The organism is Psychromonas sp. CNPT3, assembly GCF_000153405.2.
GTDB lineage: Bacteria > Pseudomonadota > Gammaproteobacteria > Enterobacterales > Psychromonadaceae > Psychromonas.
Map to the genome: position 1 here is coordinate 28,699 of NC_020802.1, position 13,248 is coordinate 41,946.

General features: G+C 35.8%; 14 protein-coding genes. 4 read left to right on the forward strand and 10 right to left on the reverse strand.

Annotated features, from left to right (window positions below; all coding sequences use genetic code 11):
* Nucleotides 1-7 precede the first annotated feature (7 nt).
* Nucleotides 8-430: a hypothetical protein gene (locus PCNPT3_RS00140; RefSeq protein WP_015463852.1), complete on the reverse strand. Its 423-nt coding sequence runs from the start codon at nt 428-430 to the stop codon at nt 8-10.
* Between the two features lie 256 nt (nt 431-686).
* On the opposite strand from PCNPT3_RS00140, the gene PCNPT3_RS00145 reads away from it, so the two are divergent.
* Nucleotides 687-1,754, forward strand: coding sequence for a methyltransferase (locus PCNPT3_RS00145; protein ID WP_015463853.1), 1,068 nt, complete (start codon nt 687-689; stop codon nt 1,752-1,754).
* Between the two features lie 12 nt (nt 1,755-1,766).
* Nucleotides 1,767-2,417 (forward strand): outer membrane protein, encoded by a 651-nt coding sequence (locus PCNPT3_RS00150; protein ID WP_015463854.1) that lies wholly within the window; start codon nt 1,767-1,769, stop codon nt 2,415-2,417.
* Between the two features lie 149 nt (nt 2,418-2,566).
* Here the strand turns inward: PCNPT3_RS00150 and PCNPT3_RS00155 are convergent, their stop codons facing one another.
* The 9 genes from PCNPT3_RS00155 to PCNPT3_RS00195 form a co-directional block, all read right to left on the reverse strand.
* Nucleotides 2,567-2,986, reverse strand: coding sequence for a F0F1 ATP synthase subunit epsilon (locus tag PCNPT3_RS00155; RefSeq protein WP_041771229.1), 420 nt, complete (start codon nt 2,984-2,986; stop codon nt 2,567-2,569).
* Nucleotides 2,987-3,001: 15 nt separating this feature from the next.
* Nucleotides 3,002-4,399 carry a F0F1 ATP synthase subunit beta gene (atpD, locus tag PCNPT3_RS00160; protein WP_015463856.1) on the reverse strand — a complete coding sequence of 466 codons (1,398 nt, stop codon included), beginning with the start codon at nt 4,397-4,399 and terminating at the stop codon, nt 3,002-3,004.
* Between the two features lie 30 nt (nt 4,400-4,429).
* Nucleotides 4,430-5,293 (reverse strand): F0F1 ATP synthase subunit gamma, encoded by an 864-nt coding sequence (atpG, locus tag PCNPT3_RS00165; protein ID WP_015463857.1) that lies wholly within the window; start codon nt 5,291-5,293, stop codon nt 4,430-4,432.
* 24 nt (nt 5,294-5,317) lie between these two features.
* A complete protein-coding gene (atpA, locus tag PCNPT3_RS00170; RefSeq protein ID WP_015463858.1) occupies nt 5,318-6,859 on the reverse strand; it encodes a F0F1 ATP synthase subunit alpha in 1,542 nt (513 codons plus the stop codon).
* Nucleotides 6,860-6,871: 12 nt separating this feature from the next.
* Entirely contained in the window at nt 6,872-7,405 is a 534-nt protein-coding gene (atpH, locus tag PCNPT3_RS00175) for a F0F1 ATP synthase subunit delta (protein WP_015463859.1), read from the reverse strand.
* A gap of 11 nt (nt 7,406-7,416) precedes the next feature.
* Nucleotides 7,417-7,887 carry a F0F1 ATP synthase subunit B gene (atpF, locus tag PCNPT3_RS00180; protein WP_015463860.1) on the reverse strand — a complete coding sequence of 157 codons (471 nt, stop codon included), beginning with the start codon at nt 7,885-7,887 and terminating at the stop codon, nt 7,417-7,419.
* 48 nt (nt 7,888-7,935) lie between these two features.
* Complete coding sequence (atpE, locus tag PCNPT3_RS00185; protein ID WP_015463861.1) at nt 7,936-8,163, reverse strand: F0F1 ATP synthase subunit C; 228 nt, start codon at nt 8,161-8,163, stop codon at nt 7,936-7,938.
* Between the two features lie 61 nt (nt 8,164-8,224).
* On the reverse strand, nt 8,225-9,004 hold the full coding sequence (gene atpB / locus PCNPT3_RS00190) for a F0F1 ATP synthase subunit A (protein ID WP_015463862.1): 780 nt from the start codon (nt 9,002-9,004) through the stop codon (nt 8,225-8,227).
* An 11-nt stretch (nt 9,005-9,015) separates the two neighbouring features.
* Nucleotides 9,016-9,390 (reverse strand): ATP synthase subunit I, encoded by a 375-nt coding sequence (locus PCNPT3_RS00195; RefSeq protein WP_015463863.1) that lies wholly within the window; start codon nt 9,388-9,390, stop codon nt 9,016-9,018.
* Nucleotides 9,391-10,189: 799 nt separating this feature from the next.
* Here PCNPT3_RS00195 and PCNPT3_RS00200 point away from each other — a divergent pair.
* Both PCNPT3_RS00200 and PCNPT3_RS00205 read left to right on the forward strand, forming a co-directional pair.
* Entirely contained in the window at nt 10,190-11,812 is a 1,623-nt protein-coding gene (locus PCNPT3_RS00200; protein WP_041771321.1) for an ATPase RavA domain-containing protein, read from the forward strand.
* Nucleotides 11,806-13,245: a VWA domain-containing protein gene (locus tag PCNPT3_RS00205; RefSeq protein ID WP_015463865.1), complete on the forward strand. Its 1,440-nt coding sequence runs from the start codon at nt 11,806-11,808 to the stop codon at nt 13,243-13,245. Before PCNPT3_RS00200 ends, PCNPT3_RS00205 begins: the two co-directional genes overlap by 7 nt.
* The last annotated feature ends 3 nt before the right edge of the window (nt 13,246-13,248 follow it).

The following is a 13,248-nucleotide window of genomic DNA, read 5'->3' on the forward strand; positions in this document are numbered from 1 at the left end:
ACCAATCTTATTTTAATTTAACGACATCGCCCGTGAGAGCAACTCCGGCAATAAAGACACCCGCACCACAACGAAACTCACTGTTACTCGATGTTAAGTTGTTCTTATAATTAGACTTTATATTAACAACTGCATTTCCACCTTTGTTTATTGCCATCTGTTTCAATTGTTTCATTGCAGATAAAAACACCCATTGGCAAGCTTTTAAATCAGTTTTATTAAACGCATTCGTTTTTTTATTAGTTTTAATAAAGGAAAGTGTTTTAACTATTTTAGGATGTTTTTGCGTGCCAAAATAAAAAGAGATCTCATCACCTAATATTTGTTTAGCTTGCTCTGTTTTTAATATATCGTCGACTAAATAACTACGTACATCGTCTTTAGCGCTCACAGGAAAAGCACAAACACCCATAAATATTAGTACAGCCATTATAACTCTTTTCATTTTATTACCACCTTGCATAACAGATCAACATATTAACATTACACTTTAGTACTCAATAACAGTTTAAAGTCACTTATTAATATAAAATGTTCTTTTATATTAATAGAAATTTTTAAAACTAACAAACTAGTGCGCGTGTAAAATATAATATATGATATATATTTTTTGTCACACACAAACAATAGAAACCGCACTATTTCTCTATAAAACAAAACTTTATAAACAATAAAGAGTAGTAATAATGACAGATCACAGTAACGACCCTTTCAGTGCGCTAGCTGCAAAAACAGAAGCACAAAAACTTGCATTTTCTCCCATCATCTTTCAAACAGCAAGAACATTGCGCGACTTAAATATATTAGAAGTACTAGACAAAGCGCAGCAAGAAGGGCTGGATGCGACGCAAATAAGTCAACAAACCGGTGTTTCTGAATATGGGGTGAAAGTACTCTTAGATATGGCCCTTAGCGCGCACATCGTTACTTGGAATAAACCTAATTATATTATCGCAAACCTCGGTTATTTCCTGTTACATGACGGCATGACGCGGGCAAACTTAGATTTTACCGCAGATGTTTGTTATGCTGCCATGATGCACTTAACTGAGGCCATAAAAGAGGGAAAACCTGCGGGCTTAAAAGAATTAGGCAACTGGCCAACCATTTACGAAGGCCTATCAACTCTGCCTGAAAAAGCGAAAAATAGCTGGTTTCAATTTGATCATTTTTACTCCGATCGCTCTTTTCCCCTTTTATTAGAAAAAGTATTTGCACATAAACCCAAACGTATCTTTGATATTGGCGGGAACACCGGTAAATGGGCACTGCAATGCGTTAATTATGATAAAGAGGTAGAAGTTACCATTATCGACTTACCGCAACAGATTGAAGTTGCACTACAAAATGCGAAAGAGGCTGGTTTCTCTAAGCGTATCGATGCTTACCCTGCTAATTTACTAGATAAACAACAAAGCCTACCGACGGGTGCTGATGTTTGGTGGATGAGTCAATTTTTAGACTGTTTTTCTCCGATGGAAATTTTAAGTATTTTACAACGCGTGCGCCAAGCAATGCGCCCAGATGCGCGCGTCTATATTCTAGAGCTTTTTTGGGATGCTCAAAAATATGACGCTGCCACTTTAAGTTTAAATGCGACCTCTCTTTACTTTACTTGCCTCGCTAATGGAAACAGCCGCTTTTATCGTAGTGATGACTTTTTAGAAATCGTAACTACTGCCGGTTTTAGTATCGAAAAACGGACTGATAACATAGGGCTAGGACACACTTTACTTGAATTAAAATGTATATAACAAGGATGAATAATGCAAAAAATAATATTACCTACTCTTCTCTTAGCGATGTCGAGTAGTGCTTTTAGTGCCGATAATACAGGATTTTATATCGGCACTGGCTATGGCTCTTTTAGTTATGATGCCACAGAAATAAAAATCGATGAAGTGGAGGAGTATCAAGCGATGGCAGGGATATCGAGCGCCCCACTGGAAAACTTAATAAAATCTACATCAGGAAACACGCTAAAAATTTATGCGGGTTATCAGTTTAACAATGTTTTTGCTTTAGAGGCAACCTACACGGATTACGGTACCTCTGAGGGTTACATAACCCATTTTGATAAATCGACAACGACTATAGAGCAAAATCCGACTTCACTTTCTGTGGCGATGAATATTGGCTATACCTTTAGATATGGTATTCGTCCCTTTGTCTTGCTGGGAGTATCTTCTGTTACCCTTAACAGTAGCGACGTATTCTTAGACTCTGCGGATGAGAGTTTCATTGCGATTAAATACGGCTTCGGTTTAGAATATTCCCCTCAATATTTACGTGGCGTACAATTACGCGTCGCTTATGAAACGGATACTTATTTTGCCGAAATTGAAGGAAAGAATGACAGCAATATATACGCATTCCCTTTAAATTCCGTGTACGCAGGTATTTCATATAAGTTTTAAATGCGTAATACCAAAGGTATTAATTTAAAATAATAAAAAAGCCTAATGTTTTACATTAGGATTTTTTTTTGCCCATTATCATTTCTAAAAACATATAACAGGCATAAAAAAAGCGACCCTTAGGTCGCTTTTTTCCGAAAGCTAAAATATCATCTTCGGGTTAACTTAATTGTACGTAACTGTGCAACAGCTTGAGCAAGCTGAGCGCTAACAAGAACAAAATCAATATCCTTAGTAGGATTATCTAATTGCTCTTTGGCAATACGCGCTGCTTCTTCGGCTTTAGCCTGATCAAGATCTTCTGCTCGAATAGCCGTATCCGCTAAGATAGTGACACTACTCGGTTGCACCTCAAGAAACCCACCAGAGATATAAATGACTTCTTCAGCACCACCTTGCTTAACCAGTTTAATAACACCTGGTTTAATTGCAGTTAGTAGCGGGGTATGTCCTGGCATAATACCAAGTTCACCTTCTTGACCAGATACTGATAAATGTGAAACACGCCCTGAAAACAGAGAGCCTTCTGCACTTACAACATCTAAATGAGTGGTCATTGCTTTAGTCATAATTACCTCCAGCTATTATAAAGTTTTTGCTTTTTCAACGGCTTCGTCGATACTACCGACATATAAGAATGCTTGCTCTGGAATATCATCATATTCGCCAGCAATCAGTCCTTTAAAGCCTGATAAAGTATCTTTAAGCGTTACATATACACCGGGTGAACCTGTAAATACTTCTGCTACATGGTAAGGCTGAGTTAAGAATTTTTCAACTTTACGCGCACGTGACACGATCTGTTTATCTTCTTCAGAAAGCTCATCCATGCCTAAAATAGCAATAATATCTTTAAGCTCTTTATAGCGCTGTAATATACTTTGAACACCACGAGCAATATCATAATGCTCTTGGCCTACAACTAGCGGATCAAGCATGCGAGAAGTAGAATCCAATGGATCGATCGCAGGATAAAGACCTAATGATGCAATCTGACGCGATAATACAATCGTTGCATCTAAGTGAGCAAAGGTTGTCGCTGGAGAGGGATCGGTTAAATCATCTGCAGGTACATATACCGCTTGGATAGATGTGATTGAACCCAATTTAGTTGAAGTAATACGCTCTTGTAATACGCCCATTTCTTCAGCTAGTGTAGGTTGGTAACCTACCGCAGAAGGCATACGTCCAAGTAGTGCAGATACTTCAGTTCCTGCTAGAGTGTAACGATAAATATTATCAATAAATAATAATACATCTTTACCTTCATCACGGAAACGCTCAGCCATCGTTAAGCCGGTTAAAGCTACGCGTAAACGACATCCTGGTGGCTCGTTCATTTGACCATATACCATTGCTACTTTAGATAGCTCTGGATTTTCAACATTAACAACACCCGCTTCTTGCATCTCGTAGTAAAAATCATTACCTTCACGAGTACGCTCGCCAACACCCGCAAAAACAGACAATCCTGAATGTTTTAAAGCGATGTTATTGATAAGTTCCATCATGTTTACGGTTTTACCAACACCCGCACCACCAAATAGACCTATTTTACCACCTCTTGCAAAAGGACAAATCAAATCAATAACTTTGATACCAACTTCTAAGGTATCTACTGATATAGCTTGCTCTTCATACGAAGGCGCTTCACGGTGAATTTCATAATGCTCAGTTGCTTCAACTGGGCCACATTCATCCACAGGTTCACCAAGTACATTTAAAATACGACCTAATGTAGCCGTACCTACTGGTACTGTGATTGCGTGTTTTGTATCCGTCACTTCTAATCCACGACGTAAGCCTTCAGTAGCACCCATAGCGATACAGCGTACTACGCCGCCGCCAATTTGCTGCTGAACTTCCATCGTAAGGTTTTTTTCAGTGACTATTAACGCACTGTAAATATTCGGTATATCTTGCTGGGAGAATTCAACATCCACAACAGCACCGATGATCTGTACGATTTTACCTGAACTCATCTCTGATCCTCTAAAATCTTAAATTTATAATTATACCGCAGCGGCACCACCACAAATCTCAGCAAGTTCCTGAGTAATTGCAGTTTGACGCGCTTTATTGGCAACAAGTTGTAACTCATCAATCAAATCATTCGCATTGTCTGTCGCTGATTTCATAGCGATCATTCGAGAGACTTGCTCACAGGCTAAGTTCTCTACAACACCTTGATATACTTGAGACTCTACATAGCGAATAAACAAAGCATCCAGCAATGTTTTGGCATCATCTTCGTAAAGATAATCCCAAAGATGCTTAGAAACTTCATCACTTTCCACTTTAGGTAGAGGTAACAACTGACTAATTGTTGGCTCTTGTACCATCGTACTTATAAATTTATTATGTACTATATATAGGCTATCAAGTTTACCGTCATTGAAAGCATCTAACATTACTTTCACCGAACCGATTAAATCTTTAACGGCCGGCTTATCACCTAAGTGTGTAACTTGAGCAACAATGTTGGCACCTATACGAGAAAAGAAAGCGGTTGATTTAGACCCAATAAGCGCCAAATCAACTTCAATATCATTACCTGAATGTACTTTCATTTCGCTGATAAGTTTTTTAAACAAATTAATGTTTAAACCACCACATAAACCTCGATCGCTTGAAATTACAATATATCCAACACGCTTTATCTCTCTTTCGAGTACATAAGGGTGTTGATATTCAAGCCTACCAAGTGCAATATGACCAATCACGTCACGCATCGTTTTTGCATAAGCAAGCGTGCTATTCATGCGCTCTTGCGCACGTCGCATTTTAGATGCCGCAACCATTTCCATCGCACCAGTGATTTTTTGAGTGTTTTTAACACTCGCGATCTTATTTCTAATTTCTTTATCGCCGGCCATCTCTAGCTCCTAATCAATGATTAATTACCAGGTTTGCGTTGCAACGAAAGATTCTAAGATAGCGTTAAACTGTCCTTCGATCTCTTTATTGTAATCACCAGTTTCATTAACACTCGCATAAAAATCAGCATGCTCATTTTTTACATAAGAAACTAAAGACGCTTCAAAATCTAAAACTTTATCAACATTAACGTTAGTTAAGAAGCCTTTTTCAGCAGCAAATAATGAAAGCGCTTGCTCAACAATAGACATAGGTGCGTATTGTTTTTGCTTCATTAGCTCAGTTACTTTTTTACCATGATCAAGCTGTCTACGCGTAATGTCATCAAGATCTGATGCAAACTGTGCAAAAGCCGCTAATTCACGATATTGTGCTAGTGCAGTACGAATACCACCGGCTAGTTTTTTAATAACTTTACACTGCGCAGCACCACCAACACGTGATACAGAAATACCTGGATCAACCGCTGGGCGAATACCACTATTAAAGAGTTCAGTCGTTAAGAATATCTGACCATCAGTGATAGAGATAACATTGGTAGGAACAAAGGCAGATACATCACCCGCTTGTGTTTCAATAATTGGTAATGCAGTCAAAGAGCCTGTTTTACCTTTTACTTTACCTTTTGTAAACTTCTCTACATACGCAGCATTAACGCGTGATGCACGCTCTAATAAACGTGAATGTAAGTAGAAAACATCACCTGGGTATGCTTCACGACCGGGTGGACGTTTAAGCAACAATGAAATCTGACGATAAGCAACCGCTTGTTTAGATAAATCATCATATACGATAAGTGCATCTTCACCGCGATCGCGGAAGTATTCACCCATCGAACAACCTGCATAAGGAGCAAGATACTGCAAGGCAGCCGCTTCTGATGCTGAGGCAACGACAACAATCGTATTTGCTAATGCGCCATGCTCTTCAAGTTTACGAACCACGTTGGCAATCGTTGATGATTTTTGACCAATCGCAACATAAACTGAATATAAACCAGTATTTTTTTGATTAATAATGGCATCAATTGCAATCGCAGTTTTACCTACCTGGCGATCGCCAATGATAAGTTCACGTTGACCACGACCGATTGGCACCATGGAATCAATTGATTTCCAACCTGTTTGTACAGGTTGATCAACTGATTTACGATCAATAACGCCGGGAGCAATTACTTCAACTGGAGAGTAACCATCATGTTCGATTGGTCCTTTTCCATCAATTGGCTCACCCAGTGTATTAACCACACGGCCTAATAAACCTTTACCAACTGGAACTTCAAGAATACGACCCGTTGATTTTACTTTTTCACCCTCACGAAGATCTTTATAAGGGCCCATAACAACAGCACCTACAGAGTCACGCTCAAGGTTAAGTGCCATTGCAAAACTACCATTCGGTAATTCGATCATCTCACCTTGCATACAGTCAGCAAGGCCATTTATACGAATAATACCATCGCTTACAGAAACGATTGTACCTTCATTTCGTGTTTCACTTACGGCTTCAAACTTTTCAATTCGTTGCTTAATAAGGTCACTTATTTCAGTGGAATTCAGTTGCATGCCAATTTCCCATTAGGATTGTAGAGTATTAAACAAACGATTTAGTTGACTTTTAGCGGTACTGTCAATAACTAAATCACCCGCAGTGATCATCATTCCAGTGATCAGCGTTTTATCAATACTACAATTAATATTTACTTTAAGAGCTAGACGTTTTTCAAGTGCTGCTATTAATTCTGTTTTTTGCTTTTTAGATAAAACATAAGCAGAGACAACATTAACGTCGATCTCTTTTTTGTTTTTTATTACTAAGTCATAAAACAGGGCAGTCACTGTAGGTAGCGCTGTTAAGCGTCCATTTTCAACCATTACATTTATTAAATTCTGAGCGTTTTTATCAAGTTGATCAGAACAAACTTCAATGAACAATTTACCTATTTCTTGTTTTGCTCTATCGCTTTTCAGAATTTCAGCCATTGTTGGATTTTCAACAATAGCAGACGCGAATACCAACATCTCATACCAAGTATCGATATTGTTATTTTCATTCGCAAATTCAAAAGCAGCTCTAGCATAAGGACGAGCTACAGTAGTCAATTCAGACATTAGCGCGTTCCTTATAGTTCAGTTACCAATTTATCGATAATGTCGCTATTCGCATTTTTATCGATAGAATGTTTTATTATTTTTTCAGCACCAGCAATAGCGAGGATCGTTACTTGTTGACGTAACTCTTCGCGAGCACGATTGCGTTCAGATTCAACTTCAGCTGTACCTTGCGTTATTATTTTTTGACGCTCGGTTTCACCTTCAGTTTTAGCTTCATCGACAATTTGTGCGCGACGTTTATTCGCTTGATCAATAATTTCAGCTGCTTGTACTTTCGCTTCTTTCAACTTATCTGTCGCTTTCGCTTGAGCAAGTTGAAGATCTTTTCCTGCACGCTCAGCTTGTGTTAAACCATCCGCAATTAATTTTTGACGCGCTTCAATTGCATCTAAAAGTGGAGGCCAAACAAACTTCATGCAGAACCAAACAAACATTATAAATGCTATTGCTTGGCCTAGTAGGGTTGCGTTTATATTCACCGCATTATCTCCCGTGTTTGCAAGTTAAAAAATACCAGAAGTAATTATTTATCCGGCAACGGCAAACATAAGGTAAAGACCCAAACCAACAGCAATCATTGGAATCGCATCAACCAAACCCATTACGATAAAGAATTGTGTACGTAGTAAAGGAATTAATTCAGGTTGGCGAGCTGCGCCTTCCAAAAATTTACCACCTAGCATGCCAATACCAATTGCTGCGCCTACAGCAGCTAAGCCCATCATAATTGCAGCTGCAATGTATAAAGTTTCCATAAATACTCCAAAAGTAATAATAATTATTGCTAAAAATTAGCACATAATAGTTTAATAAAAATTAATGATCTTCAGATGCTTGTGACAAGTAAACAATTGTCAACACCATGAAGATAAATGCTTGTAATGTAATGATTAATATATGGAAAATAGCCCAAGGAACCGATAACAACCATTGTGACCACCAAGGTAATAACGCGGCAATCAGAATGAAAATCAATTCACCTGCATACATATTTCCGAATAATCGAAGACCCAAAGATACAGGTTTTGATATAAGAGTAACACCTTCCAAAATAAGATTGACAGGAATAAATGCCCAATGATTAAATGGTTGTAATGTTAATTCTTTAACAAACCCTGAAACACCTTTCATCTTAATACTATAAAATAGAATCAAAACAAACACACCCAACGCCATAGACATTGTTATATTAACATCGGCAGAAGGTACGACTCGAAGGTGAGATAATCCTAACGCGCTTGCAGTTCGCGGTAAAAAATCTACCGGAATTAAATCCATTAAATTCATTAAAAACACCCACCCAAAGATGGTTAAAGATAACGGTGCAATTAATTTATTTTTGCCATGGAAAATATCTTTTATTGTTCCTTCGACAAACTCTACAATCATTTCAATAAAGCATAAAAACTTACCAGGTACACCTGTTGTTGCTTGTTTTGCTGCAAGACGCAGTAAAAAAAGCATCAAAACACCTAAAAATACTGATATCGCCATTGAATCTATATTAATAGACCAAAAACCGTCACCAGAAGATAAAAAGGTAAGGTGATGTGAAATGTATTCTTGGGAAGTTAAAACTTCATTTGAACCAGTCATAGAAACCCTGTCTATTTACGATCATATAAAACATATGACATAATATACTGTGTAATAAATGTAGCAGCGTAGGCTGTTAAAAACAGAGCAATGCTTATTGGTATATGCTTAAAAATATAGATAAATAAAGCAATGGATATCATTGTTTTATAGAACATTCCCAAATAGGCTTTTGCAATAATTAACATCGCCGATGCATTATCGGCACGGCTTATAAATAAACTCGTCAATACTGCCGGTACACAATATACCAGTCCCCCTAATACCACAGACAATCCCGCGGTATTATCTTTTGTTAAATAAAAAAACAATGAAAAAAATCCAATAAACACTAATTGACTAAAAAAAATAAGAAGCATTTTCTTTACGCAGTGCTCATCTGACATTTCTATTTTCCTTTTATCTAAAAAAAGATACAGGCATTATATTCCAAATAAGTTAATAAAATACTTTTTTTTGGAATTAGCCCCTATCTAATACCGATAGAATATCAGCCTACGCCAATTTAATACAATACAACCTCAACATAAATAAAAATTATTTTATTAATAAAAACTTTGAATTGAGATCACATATAAAACATTGAAAACGCTATTAATGCTTATATTTAACACTAATACATTACCAACCATTTAACAAAATAATAACAACTTTTTATGTTGTTATTATTCAGTTTTTTAAAAAAACTTTTTGGCGTTTTTTAAAAAGTCCTTTTAACAGTGTCTAAGGTTAATAATAAAAACGACTACGCTTGTGAATATTTAATATATATTATGTAAATGTTAAAATTATTTAACATATTTAAGCGCTTTACAAAATGTGTAAATAATTCGTTAAAAGTTCAAAAAAAAACACCGTTAAAATGCCGTTTAAATATATTATTTTTACTTTTAAAAATGAAGCTATATTTTTATATTTACCCGAATTTTGTTATTAATATTATTTAAAAGCACTTTTAATCGATTAATAACAACGTTTAATTAAGGGTTAAATATAACTCTATTTTAAAAAAAATGTGATTTGAGCCTGACTTATAACAAAACTTATATTAGTGTGGGTATTATTGGCACTATGAATGTCTCTTTTATACTGCCTAAAGCGCATCGTTTTTAGCAACGATCGTTCCTTTAACGCACTCATATATCTCGTTATATTTGAGTAGAATAGGATATTGCAGTGAAAGTAATGAATAAAAATCAAGAATTAACGAAATCTCGTATTAATAACCTGATTAAAGCACTTTCTAACGGTATTTATGAACGTGAGCATACCATTCGATTATGTTTATTAGCTGCGCTCTCGGGTGAAAGTGTTTTTTTGTTGGGCCCTCCTGGTATCGCCAAAAGTCTGATCGCGAAACGACTTATTCAAGCGTTTGATAACGCCTCTTTTTTTGATTACCTAATGACCAGTTTTTCAACACCTGAGGAAGTCTTTGGCCCTTTATCTATTAAAGAGTTAAAAGAAAACAGTAATTACATTCGCTTAACTAAAGGTTATTTACCCACGGCTGATATCGTTTTTTTAGATGAAATTTGGAAAGCGGGTCCTGCTATATTAAATACATTATTAACGGTTATAAACGAACGAACCTTTAAAAATGGTCAACATATATCGCCTATTCCAATGCGTTTATTAATTACCGCATCTAATGAAACACCAGCAAAGAACAGTGGCTTAGATGCATTGTATGACCGTATGTTAGTCCGAATTAACATCGATAGGATCAAAGAAAAGAAAAACTTCCAAGCCATGTTAATGAGTAAAAACACCTTATCTGAGATCCCCGCTTCATTAACCATTTCCAATGAAGAGTTCTTTAATTGGCAAGAGCACATTAATGATGTGCAATTAAATCAAAGCGTCTTTGATTTAATATATGTTTTAAAAAATAAAATTGAAAATATGGATGAAACGTCAGATTATAATAATGAACATCTGTATATATCCGATCGACGTTGGAAAAAATCAATTCGATTATTAAAAGCATGTGCCTTTTTTAATGGTAAAAACGAAATCAGTCCCTTAGATTTGTTAATTTTAACCGACTGTATTTGGGATACGCCAAATTCACGCCATAGCGTGCAAAAAATAATTGAAGATTTTGCAGCTAAAGATGCCTTTGGGCAGTTACAGATACAAAACAATATCGATAATATCTTAGAAAAATCAAATTTGATTAGGCAAGAAATGGTCACCCATCTGTCAGAAAAAATGATCCTAAGCAGTGGCCGCTTAAAAGACAAATATCAGCTTAACGTAGAAAATTGTAAAGATTATTCGATGAATAATAAACCTATGGTAAAACTCGTTTTATTAGAGATTAATCAGTCTGTTTCCGATATACATAATGGCGATAGTGAATACGTTTATATTAATAGTGATGAACTTAACAAAGCTATCCGTAATGGCAAAGGTGAAATTTATGGATACATAAACCGACAACCAAAAATTTGCCCTTTAATGTTTGAGATCGATGCTAAAAACAATTTAATCATTAAAGATACAAGCAATAGAAGCATCCATGTTTGCTTAGCAAAAAAAGATACTAAACAACTTTCAAAATTGCAAAATTGGCAACACTCTGCCTCATTACTTGAGCAAGAGTTACGACAAACACAGCAATTAATAAAAACTGCCAATGCGCAATTCCATAGTAATCTACCGCATAATTTTATTGAAAAATCATTAATATTACATACCGATGCTAGTTTTATAACGCTTTCTAAAAATATAGAACAACTGGAAATAGATATGCATAACAATACACAACGTATTTTAAATATAAATAGTGACTTCCAATGCTAAACCCTATGGAAGATATTGAATTAGCGATTTCGGTTATTGATTCAGGGATCATTGAACATATCACCGCAGAGATAATGGCAATACCCTGTATTATGGCTACGAGTGAGACCTTAGGTTCATCGCTGAGCAAGCATTTATCTTTATGGAAAAATAAAGTTAAAAAGAAAATTTTATCAGAGCCTATCGCACTCTCCTTAAGTAAAGAAATTGAATATTTTAATCAAGTACAACTTTATTCAGAAGAATATTTTTTTAATCATATTAAAAAAATTATTAATGATACCCGTGTTAATTCGTTGTTTAAAAAGCAAGCGTTAAAGTTGCTAAATAACAACACACATAATTCTCTCTTTAGAGATCACTTTTTTGATCATTGGAATCAAAGTATCTTTTCTGCTTTGCAGAAAACACAAATAGATTCCTTACTAAAAGAGAAGCAGAAATTATTAAAAGACTTATACCAACGACAAGAGACTATCTCTAAACTCACAGAAATAGATGCCAATATCAACCCACAAAACTCCATGCGCTTATGGGATATGGCAAAAGCGAAATTAACCAAAATTAATGTTCAAACATTAAAAAGAACCGCTAAATTACTCTCTAAGCACAGTGAATTACAAAAAATTGCAGATCAATTAGGGCGAATGGCGAACCAACATGACGATCCTTGTTTAAATCGCACAGAAGTTCACAGCAGAAGGATAAAAGAAAGTACATCACCATTCACCGGTGATATTGTTGGTATTAAGCAAAGCGCTGACTTAGAGCGTCTTTTACCCATAGAGTTGATGTTTTTATCAGATTCGGAATTAGATGTATTGTTCTATAAAAACTTAATAGAGAAGCGCTTATCAACCTATCAACAACAAAATAAACACAATGAATTTGAGCAAATAACGCAATTTAAGCAGCAACCTAAAAAAGCAGAACAAGACAAAGGGCCTTTTATTATTGCCATCGATGCATCTGGCTCTATGATGGGAAGCGCCGAAAAATGCGCCAAAGCATTTGCTTATGGGTTAATGAAAATTGCACTCGCACAAAACAGAGAATGTTATGTGATCTTATTTTCAGCACAACAAATTACTTATGAATTAAGTAATCAACATGGCTTGTCTGAAATTTTAAACTTTTTATCGTATAGTTTTCATGGTGGGACTGATTTAACATCGGTATTGGAAAGTGCATTTAAGGTAATGGAAACAGAAAAGTATAAAAATGCAGATTTAATTGTTATTTCAGACTTTATTACGCCTCCAATGTCATCAAAAACAATTGATAAACTCAATAAACTTAAAGAAAAGAGCAATCGATTCCATGCTTTAAGTTTATCGCGTTATCAAAATACGGAGGTACTCGCTCTCTTTGATAAAAATTGGCAATATAATCCGTCAAAACTCGCTAATATTAAGCGTTTTTTCCATACTTAGCAG

Excerpts from the sequence above, each read along its gene's own strand:
- atpD (WP_015463856.1), bottom strand. The coding sequence starts at position 4,399 with ATGAGTTCAGGTAAAATCGTACAGATCATCGGTGCTGTTGTGGATGTT.
- atpA (WP_015463858.1), bottom strand. The coding sequence starts at position 6,859 with ATGCAACTGAATTCCACTGAAATAAGTGACCTTATTAAGCAACGAATT.
- atpG (WP_015463857.1), bottom strand. The coding sequence starts at position 5,293 with ATGGCCGGCGATAAAGAAATTAGAAATAAGATCGCGAGTGTTAAAAAC.
- PCNPT3_RS00140 (WP_015463852.1), bottom strand. The coding sequence starts at position 430 with ATGGCTGTACTAATATTTATGGGTGTTTGTGCTTTTCCTGTGAGCGCT.
- atpE (WP_015463861.1), bottom strand. The coding sequence starts at position 8,163 with ATGGAAACTTTATACATTGCAGCTGCAATTATGATGGGCTTAGCTGCT.
- atpH (WP_015463859.1), bottom strand. The coding sequence starts at position 7,405 with ATGTCTGAATTGACTACTGTAGCTCGTCCTTATGCTAGAGCTGCTTTT.
- PCNPT3_RS00150 (WP_015463854.1), top strand. The coding sequence starts at position 1,767 with ATGCAAAAAATAATATTACCTACTCTTCTCTTAGCGATGTCGAGTAGT.
- atpB (WP_015463862.1), bottom strand. The coding sequence starts at position 9,004 with ATGACTGGTTCAAATGAAGTTTTAACTTCCCAAGAATACATTTCACAT.
- PCNPT3_RS00195 (WP_015463863.1), bottom strand. The coding sequence starts at position 9,390 with ATGTCAGATGAGCACTGCGTAAAGAAAATGCTTCTTATTTTTTTTAGT.
- PCNPT3_RS00155 (WP_041771229.1), bottom strand. The coding sequence starts at position 2,986 with ATGACTAAAGCAATGACCACTCATTTAGATGTTGTAAGTGCAGAAGGC.
- PCNPT3_RS00205 (WP_015463865.1), top strand. The coding sequence starts at position 11,806 with ATGCTAAACCCTATGGAAGATATTGAATTAGCGATTTCGGTTATTGAT.
- PCNPT3_RS00200 (WP_041771321.1), top strand. The coding sequence starts at position 10,190 with ATGAATAAAAATCAAGAATTAACGAAATCTCGTATTAATAACCTGATT.
- PCNPT3_RS00145 (WP_015463853.1), top strand. The coding sequence starts at position 687 with ATGACAGATCACAGTAACGACCCTTTCAGTGCGCTAGCTGCAAAAACA.